This window comes from Streptomyces sp. NPDC005151, assembly GCF_053599875.1.
This window is the reverse complement of record NZ_JBSFYR010000020.1, coordinates 26,127-38,759: the sequence shown is the minus strand read 5'-3', so window position 1 is coordinate 38,759 and position 12,633 is coordinate 26,127. Positions and strand designations below refer to the sequence as shown.

The 12,633-nt window shown below is 72.6% G+C and carries 11 protein-coding genes and 1 pseudogene; 6 read left to right on the top strand and 6 right to left on the bottom strand.

Annotated elements, in window-relative coordinates; all coding sequences use genetic code 11:
• Positions 1 to 71 precede the first annotated feature (71 nt).
• Both ACWD6R_RS13920 and ACWD6R_RS13915 read left to right on the top strand, forming a co-directional pair.
• Positions 72 to 2,993: a DEAD/DEAH box helicase gene (locus tag ACWD6R_RS13920; protein ID WP_451818890.1), complete on the top strand. Its 2,922-nt coding sequence runs from the start codon at positions 72 to 74 to the stop codon at positions 2,991 to 2,993.
• Entirely contained in the window at positions 2,990 to 4,282 is a 1,293-nt protein-coding gene (locus ACWD6R_RS13915; RefSeq protein WP_451818889.1) for an SWIM zinc finger family protein, read from the top strand. Before ACWD6R_RS13920 ends, ACWD6R_RS13915 begins: the two co-directional genes overlap by 4 nt.
• Before the next feature lie 87 nt (positions 4,283 to 4,369).
• Here ACWD6R_RS13915 and ACWD6R_RS13910 read toward each other — a convergent pair whose 3' ends face one another.
• Positions 4,370 to 4,951 (bottom strand): TetR/AcrR family transcriptional regulator, encoded by a 582-nt coding sequence (locus ACWD6R_RS13910; RefSeq protein WP_451818888.1) that lies wholly within the window; start codon positions 4,949 to 4,951, stop codon positions 4,370 to 4,372.
• A 75-nt stretch (positions 4,952 to 5,026) separates the two neighbouring features.
• On the opposite strand from ACWD6R_RS13910, the pseudogene ACWD6R_RS13905 reads away from it, so the two are divergent.
• The 3 genes and pseudogenes from ACWD6R_RS13905 to ACWD6R_RS13895 all read left to right on the top strand — a co-directional run.
• A pseudogene (locus ACWD6R_RS13905) lies at positions 5,027 to 5,410 on the top strand (HXXEE domain-containing protein); the annotation flags it as partial.
• A gap of 111 nt (positions 5,411 to 5,521) precedes the next feature.
• Positions 5,522 to 5,977, top strand: a complete 456-nt coding sequence (locus tag ACWD6R_RS13900) for a cupin domain-containing protein (RefSeq protein ID WP_451818930.1) — start codon at positions 5,522 to 5,524, stop codon at positions 5,975 to 5,977.
• 303 nt (positions 5,978 to 6,280) lie between these two features.
• Entirely contained in the window at positions 6,281 to 6,928 is a 648-nt protein-coding gene (locus tag ACWD6R_RS13895; protein ID WP_451818887.1) for a uridine kinase, read from the top strand.
• A 1-nt stretch (position 6,929) separates the two neighbouring features.
• On the opposite strand, the gene ACWD6R_RS13890 is transcribed toward ACWD6R_RS13895, so the two are convergent.
• Positions 6,930 to 7,832, bottom strand: a complete 903-nt coding sequence (locus tag ACWD6R_RS13890) for a carbohydrate kinase family protein (protein ID WP_451818929.1) — start codon at positions 7,830 to 7,832, stop codon at positions 6,930 to 6,932.
• Positions 7,823 to 8,803 (bottom strand): pseudouridine-5'-phosphate glycosidase, encoded by a 981-nt coding sequence (locus ACWD6R_RS13885; protein WP_451818886.1) that lies wholly within the window; start codon positions 8,801 to 8,803, stop codon positions 7,823 to 7,825. The genes ACWD6R_RS13890 and ACWD6R_RS13885 overlap by 10 nt, the downstream gene beginning before the upstream one ends.
• Positions 8,804 to 9,052: 249 nt before the next feature.
• On the opposite strand from ACWD6R_RS13885, the gene ACWD6R_RS13880 reads away from it, so the two are divergent.
• Entirely contained in the window at positions 9,053 to 9,415 is a 363-nt protein-coding gene (locus ACWD6R_RS13880) for a cupin domain-containing protein (RefSeq protein ID WP_451818885.1), read from the top strand.
• A gap of 88 nt (positions 9,416 to 9,503) precedes the next feature.
• On the opposite strand, the gene ACWD6R_RS13875 is transcribed toward ACWD6R_RS13880, so the two are convergent.
• The 3 genes from ACWD6R_RS13875 to ACWD6R_RS13865 form a co-directional block, all read right to left on the bottom strand.
• Positions 9,504 to 10,823, bottom strand: a complete 1,320-nt coding sequence (locus ACWD6R_RS13875; RefSeq protein ID WP_451818884.1) for an MFS transporter — start codon at positions 10,821 to 10,823, stop codon at positions 9,504 to 9,506.
• 66 nt (positions 10,824 to 10,889) lie between these two features.
• Complete coding sequence (locus ACWD6R_RS13870; protein WP_451818883.1) at positions 10,890 to 11,459, bottom strand: methylated-DNA--[protein]-cysteine S-methyltransferase; 570 nt, start codon at positions 11,457 to 11,459, stop codon at positions 10,890 to 10,892.
• Positions 11,460 to 11,516: 57 nt separating this feature from the next.
• Positions 11,517 to 12,461 carry a glycerophosphodiester phosphodiesterase gene (locus ACWD6R_RS13865; RefSeq protein ID WP_451818882.1) on the bottom strand — a complete coding sequence of 315 codons (945 nt, stop codon included), beginning with the start codon at positions 12,459 to 12,461 and terminating at the stop codon, positions 11,517 to 11,519.
• Positions 12,462 to 12,633: the final 172 nt, after the last annotated feature.

Sequence of the window (12,633 nt, the reverse complement as noted above, 5' to 3'; positions counted from 1 at the left end):
TGTCAGACCCCCCGCCTAGACTCGCGGAGTCAGTGAGATCAGACGATCGAGCGCGGGACGGGAGGGGTGCGATGACCTCGGCAGGACGTGTGCAACAGGACGCGCAGGACGCGGCCATGGCTCGCTTCCTGCGGTGCGCTGTCGTTTTCCTGCCCGCCCCGCTGCCGCGGGACGGGCGAGTCGCCTTCTGGGACCCGGACGACGGTCCGCTTCCGGAGGTCGAGCCGGCCGGGCCGGCCGAGGGCGCCGAGATCACGGTCGTGCGACGTCACGGGCAGCAGGGTGAGGTCCGTGTCCGCGCCGTGCCCGCCGTCCTGCTGCCCGTCGCCGACGCCCTGCCCCTGCTGGTCCGCACCCGGCACCGGCAGTCCGCTCATCCGGCCGCCCGCTGCTGGGGAGCGGCCGCACTCCAGGGGCTCAACCTGGTGGCGCGCGGCCGGCTGGTCCCCGGTCTGACGGCCGAGGACCACGACGCCTGGCGGGCCGGTCCGCGCGACGCCGAGGACATCGCCCATCTGCGCGCGATCGCCGCTGCCATGCCGCCCGAGGCACATGCCGTCCCGCTCCCGGACCGCACACCGCTTCAGCTCCCGGACCCCGAGTCGCTGGTCGGTGCGTTCCTCGACGCGGTCGCCGACACCCTGCCCCGGACACCCGCGGCGGCGTACGCGATGGGGTCCCCCTTCGCGGCCCGCGAGGCCCAGCATCTGCCCCGCGCCCGTGACTGGGCCGCCGAGGTCGCTGCCGGTCTGGACGCGGGGGTGCGGGTGTCGCTCCGGCTCGACCTGTCGGCGTACGAACTCTTCGACACCGCCGACACGTACGGCGGCCCCGGCGCCGACGATTCCACCGAAGACACCGCGGACATCCACCGCGGCGCCGCGCGGCATGCCGCCGCGGCGATCACGCAGGTGCACAGCCTGGCCGACCCGACGTACGTCATCGACGCCGCCGCACTGTGGAACGGCGGTGGCGGAGAACCGTTCGGGCCGCGGGCCAGGATCGACGCCGTGCTCGCACTGCGCCGCGCCGCCCGCGTCTGGGCGCCGCTGGAACGGCTGCTGGACCTGCCGGTCCCCGACGTGCTCGCCCTCACCGAGGACGAGCTGTACGAGCTGCTGAGCGACGCCGGGGCGCGGCTGGCGGCGGCAGGCGTGAGCATCCACTGGCCGCGCGAACTCGTCCGCTCCCTCACGGCCGCCGCCGTCGTACGGCCCGCGCCCGGCTCGGCCACCGACGGCACCTCGTTCTTCGACGCCGAGCAGCTCTTCTCCTTCAACTGGCAGCTGTCGCTGGGCGACGAGCAGCTCACCGAGCGGGAGATGGACATCCTCGCGGAGGCCCACCGCCCGGTGGTGCGCCTGCGGGACCAGTGGGTCGTCGTCGACCCCGCGCTCGTACGCAAGGCACGCAAGCGTGAGCTCGGCCTGCTCGACCCGGTGGACGCCCTCGCCGTCGCGCTGACCGGCAGCGCGGAGGTGGACGGCGAACAGGTCGAGGCGATGCCCGCCGGTGCCCTCGCCGAACTCCGCACCCGCATCCTCGCCGACGACGCCACCATCGAGCCGCCGCCCGGGCTGGACGCCACGCTCCGCGACTACCAACTGCGCGGCCTGGCCTGGCTCGACCGGATGGCATCGCTCGGCCTCGGCGGCTGCCTCGCCGACGACATGGGACTCGGTAAGACCATCACCGTCATCGCCCTGCATCTGCGCCGCGCGCACCCCGCACCCACCCTGGTGATCTGCCCCGCCTCCCTCCTGGGCAACTGGCACCGGGAGATCAACCGCTTCGCCCCGGGGGTTCCCGTCCGCCGGTTCCACGGCGCCGACCGCACGCTCGACGACCCCGACGACGGCTTCGTCCTCACCACGTACGGAACGATGCGGTCCAGCGCCGCCGAACTCGCCCAGCACAGCTGGGGACTTGTCGTCGCCGACGAGGCGCAGCACGTGAAGAATCCGCACTCGTCCACCGCGAAGGCGCTGCGCACCATCCCGGCCCCGGCCAGGATCGCCCTCACCGGCACCCCCGTGGAGAACAACCTCTCCGAGCTCTGGGCCCTGCTCGACTGGACCACCCCCGGGCTGCTCGGCCCCCTCAAGGCGTTCCGTGCCCGGCACGCCCGGATCGTCGAGAACACCGGCACCGCGGCAGGACTCGGGAACGAGGAAGCGATCGAGCGTCTCTCCCGGCTGGTCAGGCCGTTCCTGCTGCGCCGCAAGAAGTCCGATCCGGGCATCGCCCCGGAGCTGCCGCCCAAGACGGAGACCGACCACCCCGTCTTCCTCACCCGCGAACAGGCCACGCTGTACGAGGCGGCGGTACGCGAGACCATGGCGTTCATCGAGGCCTCCGAAGGCATCGCCCGCCGCGGACTGATCATGAAGCTGCTGGCCTCGCTCAAGCAGATCTGCAACCACCCCGCGCAGTACCTGAAGGAGGAGCCGACCCGCCTCGTCGGCCGCTCCGGCAAGCTCGCCCTGCTCGACGAACTCCTCGACACGATCCTCGCCGAGGACGGCTCCGTGCTGATCTTCACCCAGTACGTGACGATGGCCCGGATCCTCTCCGCCCACCTCGCCTCGCGCGCCGTCCCGTCCCAGCTCCTGCACGGCGGTACGCCGGTGGCCGAACGGGAACGGATGGTGGACCGCTTCCAGTCCGGCGAGGTACCCGTCTTCCTGCTCTCCCTCAAGGCGGCGGGCACCGGACTGAACCTCACCCGCGCCGCCCACGTCATCCACTACGACCGCTGGTGGAACCCGGCGGTCGAGGAGCAGGCCACCGACCGCGCGTACCGCATCGGCCAGACCCAGCCCGTCCAGGTGCACCGGCTGATCGCGGAAGGCACCGTCGAGGACCGGATCGGCGAGATGCTGGCGGCCAAGCAGGCCCTGGCCGACGCGGTGCTCGGCACCGGAGAGACCGCGCTGACCGAACTCAGCGACCGTGACCTCGCCGATCTCGTCTCGCTCCGGAGGCCGTCATGAGCCCCCGCTCCCGGCCCGCGTCGTATGTCCGCGCCCGCCCGGGCCCCGACGACCTGAGGCGCACCTTCGACGCCGTGCCGCCCCGCACGTCCGACGGCGGCGCACCGTTCGCGGACAGCTGGTGGGGCCGGTCCTGGGTGGCGGCGCTGGAGTCCCTGTCGATGGACGAGGGGCGCCTCGCCCGCGGCCGTACGTACGCGGACAGTGGCCATGTCGCCGCGATCACCGTGACTCCCGGCCGCGTCGTCGCCTACGTCCAGGGCAGCCGCCCCCGCCCGTACCGGACCGAACTGCGGCTGCGGACCCTCACCGACGCCGGCTGGGACACCTTCCTCGACGCCGTCGCCGAGCGGCCCGGCCATCTCTCCGCGCTGCTCGCCAAGGAGATGCCGCACGGACTGGTCGACACGGCGGCCGAGACCGGCACCGGACTGCTGCCCGCCGCGGACGACCTCGACCCGAGCTGCTCCTGCCCCGACCACGGCTGGCCCTGCAAGCACGTCGCCGCCCTCTGCTACCAGATGGCCCGCCTGCTCGACACCGACCCGTTCGTCCTCCTGCTGCTGCGCGGCCGGGGTGAGCGCGAACTCGTGGAGGAGCTGGGCCGGCGCAACGCCGCGCACTCCGCCCGGGAACGGCCCACGGCCGCCGCCACCCCCTCCGTGCCGGCGCGTGAAGCGTTCGCCGACCGATTCCTGCCGCCGCTGCCCTCCCCGCTCCCGGAACCCGCGCATCCCGGCCAGCCGCCCTCGTACCCCGAACTGCCCGGCGCCCGCGACCCGCTCGCCCTCGACCACCTCGCCACCGACGCGGCGGCCCGCGCGCTCACGCTCCTCACCACCGGACACGATCCGCTCGCCGGGCTCACCCCCTGGCAGGACGCCGTCCGGCTGGCCGCCGCCCGCCCCACCGCCGGGCTCACCGCCACCACCCGCGCCCTCTACCGCGAGCTCGCCTACGCCACCGGCCGCACCACCACCGACCTGGCCCGCGCCGTCGCCGCCTGGCGCCAGGGCGGCGCCGAAGGGCTGGATGTCCTGGAGACTCCCTGGGACCCCCCGGCCGGTCCCTTCGACCGGGCCCGCCCCGCGCTCGCAGCCGCCGACTTCCCCCGCTTCCACCCCTGGCGCAACCACCTCACACACCCCGGCGGCATCCTTCAGCTCCGCTTCGGGCACGACGGCCGTTGGTACGGCTACGAATCGGACCGGGACAAGGACGACTGGTGGCCCCGCGCGATGCCGGACACCGACCCGGTGGGCGCACTCATGGCTCTGCTCGGCCGCTGACACCGGCTCCGCCCGGACTCCCTGGCTGTCTGTCAGCTCCGCAGGCAGACGAAGACAGCGATCAGCAGCACGACGCCGGGGCCGCACTCAGCGAGGCAGCACGGCATCGACGACATCGCGGGCGAAGTCCGGCGGTACCGGTTCGCGGCGGAGCAGCACCCGCATCCAGACCGCCCCCGCGATCAGGTCCAGCAGCAGCATCGGGTCGGCGTCCTTCGGGAGTTCACCACGGGCGGCGGCGCGGGCGAAGACCGGCTGCTCGCGGGAGAACCGGTCGGCGAAGAAGTCGCGGGTGAGCGCGGCGAGTTCGTCGTCCGGCAGGCCGGTGCCCGCGGTCATGGCGCGGGCGACCGGTTCCGTACGCTCGTCGGTGAGCAGGCCGACGATCTGTTGGGTGAGGGCGATCAGGTCACCGCGGAGACTGCCCGTATCGGGGATGTCGATGTCGAGGACCCGGGCATGGAGCATGGCCGCCCGTAGCAGCGCCGGCTTCGAGGGCCACCAACGGTAGATCGTCGTCTTGTTGACCCCGGAGTCCTGAGCGACGGCCTCAATGGTGAGACGGGCGTATCCGCGTTCGGCGAGATGGCGCAGCGTGGTGTCGAAGATCGCTTCGGCGGCACGCGGGCCCTTGCCCGTTCGGCGGTTCACGGTCTGATCGGCGGCCATGGGCACTCCAGAGAAAAGCAACGCAACGTTGCGTTGTAAGGTGCTGTCATCGTACTGCGACGCAGGGGGGCCGGTATGGCGGAGACCGCGGTTTCCAAGGCGGTGACCTGGGGGCTGCTCGCCGCCTGGGTGGCCAACGATCTGGAGGAGCTGGCCACCATGGCCGGCTGGGCGCGGTCCGCCCGGCCGCGGCTCCGGAAGCGATTCCCGAGAGTGCCCGAACGGGTCTGGGCGCGGATGGAACTCTCGCAGCGGGACGTCAATGTCGCCATCGGCATCATGGGCGGAGTCATGGCGGCGGCGTCGGCGGACGGGGCGCGCACCGGCGGTCGCAGCCCGTTCTTCCGGACCGTACTGGTCGGATTCGGGCTGCACGGCATCGTGCACATGGCGCAGGCACTGGCGTACCGCGGCTACACACCGGGGGTCGCCACGGCGCCGACCGTTGTCATCCCGTACTCGCTGTGGGCCGTGCGGCGGTTGAAGGCGGCCGGTATCGAGAGCGGCGGCGTCGGCACGGCGGCTGCGGCGCTGGCGTTCCTCCCGGCGGCCGTCGCGGGAGCGCACGGGCTGGCGCGCCGGCCTCTGGTCATCGGAGGCTGCGTGGCGGCGCTCGGCTTCGTACCGTCGGCGGCCCTCGCCACCCCGGGCAGCGGGGTGAGCGGCACGGTTGTCGCGAAGGGCACATCGGTCGGCAAGCTGAAGGTGAAGACGCCGAAGGGCCGTACGGACGTGACCTTCCGGACGATCACCCTGGAGCCGGGCGGCTCCACCGGCTGGCACACCCACAGTGGCCAGCTGATCGCCGTCGTCAAGTCGGGGACGCTGACGCGCACACTGGACGACTGCTCGGTCGAGGTGACGCCCGCTGGCACCTCGTTCATCGAACCGTCCGGGGCCAAGCACCGCCACATCGGTCGGAATCTGGGCACCGAGCCGGTCGTGCTCTGGGTGTCCTATCTGCTGCCCGAGGGAAGCGCACTCTCCGACGACGCCGAAGCGGTGGACTGCGGCGCGCAGAAGTGACTAGCGCGTGACGCTCGCCCGCCGCCGACGCCGGCCGGCGAGCGTCTCCCTGCACGAGGACAGGAGCGAAGGGCCATGGACGGGGAGGGGCCGGAGGCGTAGGACAGGGCGAGCACGGGCGGTCTCGTCCCGGCGCGCCGTGCGGCCCTCGCGCAGGATCTGCTGCAGGCGCTCGGCGCATGGTGCCCCGGCTCCCGCGCCGGACCAGGGGGATCGCATGCCGCCCCGCCCGGCCATGACGAGGCACCCCGCTGGTGGGACGGCCGACGCCGACGCGCCGACGCCGGGGGCGATGATGGCAGGGTGCGATTCGAAGCGATCACCTGGGAACGGCTGGCCGAAACCTTTGCCGTGTACGCCGACGGGCTGAAGCCGTCCGACGGCGGGCCGTGGCTCAAGGTCGGCGTCGACGGCGCTTCGGCCGCTCGCACCGGGGAGCCGGCCGAGCGTCTCGCCCAGGAGCTGCGGATCCGTGGCCGTGCCGTGCTCGTCGTGTCCACCCAAGGGTTCCTGCGCCCCGCGAGCCTGCGTTACGAGTACGGCAAGCAGGACCCCGACTCGTACGTCGACAGCTGGTTCGACACGGGAGCTCTCTGGCGTGAGGTCTTCGGGCCGCTGGAGGCGGGCGGCAGCGGGCGGGTGCTGCCCGATCTGTGGGACCCGGTGACGGACCGGGCCACCCGCAGCCCGTATCAGCACCTTCCTGAGGGCGGCGTGTTGGTGATGCACGGGCCGTTGCTGCTCGGTCACTGGTTCCCGTTCGACCTGAGTCTCCATCTGCGGCTCTCGCCGGGTGCGCTGCGGCGGCGCACCGAGGAGAGCGAGCGGTGGACTCTGCCCGCTTTCGCGCGGTACGAGGAGGAGGTGGAGCCCGCCGGGCGTGCGGACGCGGTCGTCCGGGCCGACGATCCGCTCCACCCCGCCTGGACCGGGTTGCCCGGGGGCGGGTAGGTCACCCGCCGGGTCGGCCGCCGACCGTGGCGACCGCCTCGGCCCCCGACCGGCAGCCCGCCGCCGCGGCCGTGACCTCGTCCGCCCCTGCCAGCCGCGCCGCGAGGAATCCTCCGGTGAACGCGTCGCCCGCCCCGGTGGAGTCCACCGCTGCGCGCACCGCAACGGCCGGAACGCGTCCGGTCACCGTCCCTCCGGCGGCGAGCAGGGCGCCCTCCTCGCCCAGGGTGACGACGACCCGAGGGAACATCAGGCTCAGCTTGGCGGCGGCGTCAGCCGGTTCGGGGAGTCCGGTGAGCAGCCGGGCCTCGTCCGCGTTCGGCAGCAGCAGCTCCGCTCCCTCCACGGCCGTCAGGAACGTGTCGACGCCGAGTTCGGCGAGGAAGCCCGCGGAGGCTGGATCCACGCTCGCCGGGATGTTCCGCCGCCGGGCCTCCCGCAGGGCGAGCAGGGCCGTCGCGCGGCTCGTCGCGGCGAAGAGGAGATAGCCGGAGAGATGCAGATGTGCGATGCCGTCGAGCAGGGACGGCGACCAGTCGGCGGGGGAGAGGCGCAGCACGGCGCCGCTGTCGGTGAGGAAGGTGCGTTCGGCCGCGGAGTCGACGAGCGCGACGACGGTGGCGGTCGGCGCCCCGTCGTCCACCACCAGCAGAGGACGCACCCCCGCCCGCCGCAGCACATCCTCGTGCCAGGCCGCGGAGTCCGCGCCCACCCGCGCCACCAGTCGCACGTCCCGACAGCCCGAACGCGCCGCCCAGCAGGCGGCATTGGCGCCGGCCCCGCCCGGCAGCGTGCTGATCCGGGCCGCCGTGTCCGTGCCGTGGACGAGTGGCGAGAAATGGCGGGCCACCACGTCCGTGACCACGTCCCCGACGACGAGAAGGCCGCCGCCGGTCACTGGGATCCTGCCGAGTCCCGCTCCCGCGGTCCCTCGTGGATCCTGGCCCAGGAGATGGCGATCCGCGCCGCAAGCGATACGTTTCCGCGTACCGCCGCCACGTTGGCCTCCAGCGACGCCCCTTCGGTCTGCCGCATCAGATGGTCGAGCAGGAAGGGTGTGACGGCCTGGCCCACGATGCCGCGCTCCCGGCACGCGTCCAGCGCCTCCGCCAGTACGCGGTCGTGCAGCGCGGGATCCAGCTGGTCCTTCTGCGGTACGGGGTTGGCGACGATCAGCGCCGTGGGGGGACCGCCGAGCGTGTCCCCGGCCCGCATCACTTCTGCGACCTCCTCGGGCGTGCGCACCGTCCAGTCCACCGGCTCCCCCGAACTGCTGAGATAGAAGCCGGGGAAGTGCTCCGTGCGGTAGCCGAGCACTCCGACCCCGAGCGTCTCCAGGCGCTGCAGCGTGGCGGGGACGTCCAGGATCGACTTCACGCCCGCACACACCACGGTGATGTCGGTCCGTGCGAGCAGCCGGAGATCCGCGGACTCGTCCTGGGTCTCGGTCCACTCCCGGTGTACACCGCCGAGGCCGCCCGTCGCGAAGACGCGCAGCCCGGCGCGGGCCGCGAGGAACGCCGTCGCGGACACGGTCGTCGCCCCGCTCGCTCCCGTCGCCAGCGCCGGAGCGAGGTCCCGGTGCCCGAGCTTCCGCATCGTCGGATCTCCGGCGACCCGCTCCAACTCGGACTTGTCCAGGCCGACATGGGCCCTTCCGTTCAGTACGGCGATGGTTGCGGGGACAGCTCCCGCGGACCGTACGAGCTCTTCCAGCTCTTCCGCGACCCGTAGATTCCGGGGTCGCGGCAGACCGTGCGCGATGATCGTCGACTCCAGTGCCACGACGGGGCGGTGCGCGGCGAGAGCTTCCCGTACCTCGGTGGAGAGGGCCGGTGCGTACAGGTGGGTGCGCTGCGGCGCGTTCGGTGACATGTCCACATCCCTGTCGCGGGCGGTCCGACCTCAAACGTGTCCCGGGAGCCGAACAGCCGCCGACTGTGGGCCCTTACCTTCCCTTCCCTTTCGTGACACGTCGCTCGACGCCGACGTCCGCGCCACGAGCACCACGTCGACACCACCGCAGCAACCGGACGGCGCACTCGCACGAGAACGACGGGCCGGGCTTCTTCCAGCCGGTCCTGATGGCACGACGTCCCGACGCGGTCGCTAGGGTGACCGACCATGACCACAATTGATCAAGTTCCCGCTTCCTTCGCCGTGCACATCCCGGACGCCGACCTCGAACCGGAACCGCTCGACCCCGCGCAGATCGTCTCGGGCGAGCCCGTGGTGACCGGCAAGGTGCTCTGGGAGTCGCCGGACGGCAAGCAGCTGCGGGGCATCTGGCAGATCACGCCCGGCGTGGTCACCGACACCGAGGCCAACGAGCTGTTCGTGGTCGTCAGCGGGCGTGCGACCGTCGTGGTCGAGGACGGCGAGACGCTGGAGATCGGCCCGGGTGACGCCTGCGTCCTGCGCGAGGGCGACCGTACGACGTGGACCGTGCACGAGACGCTGCGCAAGGCGTACCACATCAGCCTCTGAGCACCAGGCGCCTGCCCGGCGGGCGCCTGCGGTCCGGTGCCGCCCCCCAATCGCCGGCCGGTCCAAGTGGTCCGGTCCCGCGGCCCGGTCAGGTGGTGGCGGGCCGGGACAGCGCCCGGCGCAGCGCCAGTGCCGCCATCGGCAGCAACAGACAGGCGCCGGCCGCGTTCAGCCAGCCGTAACCCGCCTGGGAGACGATCACCCCGGCGACCGCACCGCCGATGCCCGCCGCCGTGTTCATGGTCAGGTCCGACAGACCCTGCACGGCGGCGCGGGCGGGCTGCGGCACGGAGTCGGTGAGGAGCGCCGAACCGGCCACCAGGCCCGCCGACCAGCCGAGCCCGAGCACGAACAGACCGGCGGCCGTCTGGCCATGACTGGGACCGGCGGTGCCGGCCAGCAGCGCGGCGCAGGACAGCAGCCCGACGGCCAGACCGATCACGGTGAGCCGTCCGAAGCGGTCGGAGAGCCAGCCCATCACCGGTGAGAACGCGTACATGCCCGCGATGTGGCCGCTGATGACCAGACCGATCAGTTGCAGGTCCGCGCCGTGGTGACCCAGATCGACCGGGGTCATCACCATGATGGACACCATTGCGGTGTGCGATCCGGCCACCGTCACCAGCGCCAGCCGGGCCATCGGCGAGGCCCGCACCGCCGCGATGCCCGCCCGCAGCGAACGGCCGCCCGCGGACCGGCTGTCCTGCGGGGCCAGCGCACGCGCGGTGAGCAGCGGATCGGGCCGCAGCAGCACCGCGACCACCACCGCGGCGAGCAGGAAGATCCCGGCAGCCCAGAGGAACGGTCCGGCCGTCTCGGGTATGGACGTGGACCGGAAGACCCGGCCCGCCGGAGCCGCGATGTTGGGGCCGAGGACCGAACCGATCGTGGTGGCCCAGATGACGGTGGATATCGCCCGGCCGCGACGGTCCGGCTCGGCCAGGTCGGCGGCGGCGAACCGCGCCTGCAGATTGGCCGACGAACCGGCACCGAATCCGGCCATGCCGAGCAGCAGCAACGGGAAACTGTCCACGACGGCAGCCACGACCACCAGGCCCGCGCCCAGCGCACCGATCAGATACGCGAGAACGAGTCCGGGGCGTCGGCCCCGCGAGGTCATCAGCGCGGCCAGCGGCAACGACAGCAGCGCCGTGCCGGTCACCGACGCGGTCGGCGCGAGACCGGACAGCGCCTCGGAGCCGCTCACTTTCGTCGCCAGCACGGGGGCCAGGGCGATACCGATGGGCACACCGAGGCCGCCGAGGATCTGAGAGGCGATCAGTACCGCGGACGTCCTGCGCCGAAGAGCGGGCAGCTCCGCCGCTGTGATGGGTGCGGCCCCGGTGGGGGGTCCGCCCGGTTCGCCGGGGCCGGCGGGGGAGTCAGGTGCATCGAGGGTGTTGGTCACTGACGGAGTGTGCCAGCTCGCAGGTGGGTACGAAAACGGGTTCCGGCCCGGTCGGGGCACGCGGGCTCAGAACAGCGGCTGCGGCAGAACCCCTTCCAGCGCCAGCAGCTGCCGCTTGGTCTCCAGGCCGCCGCCGAACCCGCCGAGTCCGCCGTCGCTCTCCACCACCCGGTGACAGGGCACCACCACGGGCAGTGGGTTGGACCCCATGGCCGCCCCGACCGCCTGCGCCGCGCCCGGCTGCCCAGCCCGCTCGGCGAGGTCCCCGTACCCGACGACTGTTCCGTACGGCACACCCGTCGCCAGCTCGCGGAGCACCTGGCGGTTGAAGCCCGTAGTCAGCGACCAGTCCAGGTCGAGCGAGAACTCCCGCAACGAGCCGGCGAAGTACTCCGCGAGCTGGCGTATCGGCTCGGCGAGGCGCCCGGAACCGGGCGCCTCCACCGGCTCCGTCCCGAGACGGGTGCGCAACTGCCCGACCGCCCTGTCCCGCACGGCGGGCCCGGCGTGGAAGACCACGCTCACCAGCCCTGCGTCGGTCGCGGCAAGCAGCAGCGGCCCGATGTCGCTCCCGACGACGGCCCACTCGACCCTGCCGCCGGCATCGCCTCCGTCAGCACCCCCGTTGCTGTTCATGGAATCCACCGTACGGCCGGCCACTGACAACGGGGGGCGGGATGCTCCCTCCGGTCGTCAGCCGGTCGCCTTGCGCACCACATCAGGGGTGTTGGTGATGATCCCGTCCACGCCGAGGAGGTCCACCTTCGCGGCGGTCGCCGCATCGTTGACCGTCCAGGTGTTGACCCTGAGCTTCTTGCCGTGCGCGCCCTTCCGCGCGTGCACAGCGGCGACGTAGCCGGCGCCGATCGACGTGTACGACGGGTTGATCTGGTCGGTGAACGCCGCGTACGACGTCAGATCGGCGATCGCAGGGGTGCCGAGGAAGCCGGTGGTGACGTCCGGACGCTGCTGATGGACCTTCTTCAGACTGCCCGCGGCGAAGCTCTGGATCACGAGTCGGCTCCTGACGTGATCGCGGTCGAGCCACCCCGCCCGGCGCAGCACCCGCAGGGTCTCCTTCTCGATGCCCGGATAGAGCTCCGGGCTCTTGATCTCCAGCAGCAGCTTCTGCCGGTTGCGCCCGATCCGGTCCAGGTACTGCGTGAGCGTGGGGACCCGGGTCCCGGTGTACCGCGCACCGAACCAGCTGCCCGCGTCCAGCCGGGCGATCTCCGCGGCCGTGAAGTCCTTGACCGCCCACGGCGCACGGTCCGGGAAGACGTCCTCGACGTCGGTGGTCCGCTTCAGACCGGTGTCGTGGATGACGACCGGCACACCGTCCCTGGTGAGCTGGACATCGTTCTCCACCCAGTCGAAGCCGAGGCGGTCGGCCCTGTCGACGGCGGCCAGGGTGTTCTCCGGCGCGTACGCCGAGGCGCCCCGGTGGGCGAAGACGACCGGGGCCGCTGCGGGCGCCCCGGTGGCCCGGGCGCCGACCGTCCGGATGCCGGTCACTGTCTCCGTTCCCGTGGCCGAGCCGGTGTCCGTGGCCGGTAAATGGGGGGTGGGAAGCAGCAGCGCGCCGATGCCCAGCAGGGCGGCGGCAGTGAGGGAGACGGTTGCGGTGCGTGCGTGCACGTGTACTCCTTGCGGCAGAGTGACGGACGGGCCGGGTGTGACAGCCGCCACCCGACGAGGGGCGGGCGAAGGGTGGCCATCACGTGAACGCGGCAGGCAGGACGGAGTCACGGGCCGGTTTCCATGTCGATAAAATGCAGCTGTTCTGTTTGTTTGCCGGGACTTGCGCCTT

Coding starts and splice junctions, on each gene's coding strand:
- ACWD6R_RS13910 (WP_451818888.1), bottom strand. CDS start 4,951: ATGGCCGCCGATCAGACCGTGAACCGCCGAACGGGCAAGGGCCCGCGT.
- ACWD6R_RS13870 (WP_451818883.1), bottom strand. CDS start 11,459: ATGAACAGCAACGGGGGTGCTGACGGAGGCGATGCCGGCGGCAGGGTC.
- ACWD6R_RS13885 (WP_451818886.1), bottom strand. CDS start 8,803: ATGTCACCGAACGCGCCGCAGCGCACCCACCTGTACGCACCGGCCCTC.
- ACWD6R_RS13915 (WP_451818889.1), top strand. CDS start 2,990: ATGAGCCCCCGCTCCCGGCCCGCGTCGTATGTCCGCGCCCGCCCGGGC.
- ACWD6R_RS13920 (WP_451818890.1), top strand. CDS start 72: ATGACCTCGGCAGGACGTGTGCAACAGGACGCGCAGGACGCGGCCATG.
- ACWD6R_RS13880 (WP_451818885.1), top strand. CDS start 9,053: ATGACCACAATTGATCAAGTTCCCGCTTCCTTCGCCGTGCACATCCCG.